Consider the following 292-nt stretch of genomic DNA (forward strand, 5'->3'; position numbering starts at 1 on the left):
TCCGGAGGACCGGCCGTTGTGGCTGGGGTCGGTGAAGTCGAACCTGGGTCATACGCAGGCTGCGGCGGGTGTGGCCGGTGTGATCAAGATGGTGATGGCGATGCGGCACGGTGTGCTGCCGCGGACGCTGCATGTGGATGCGCCGTCGTCGCACGTGGACTGGTCGGCGGGCGCGGTGGAGCTGCTGACCGAACCGGTGGAATGGGCGCAGGGCCCGGGGCCTCGTCGTGCGGGGGTGTCCTCGTTCGGCATCAGCGGCACCAACGCCCACGTCATCCTCGAACAACCCGAG

At 69.2% G+C, this 292-nt stretch carries 1 protein-coding gene; it reads left to right on the forward strand.

Annotated elements, in window-relative coordinates; translation table 11 throughout:
• The coding region (locus B7767_RS44250; RefSeq protein ID WP_143653081.1) for a ketoacyl-synthetase C-terminal extension domain-containing protein at positions 1-292 on the forward strand (292 nt) is incomplete at both ends.

This window comes from Streptomyces sp. 13-12-16 (assembly GCF_002114215.1).
Classification (GTDB): Bacteria; Actinomycetota; Actinomycetes; order Streptomycetales; family Streptomycetaceae; genus Streptomyces.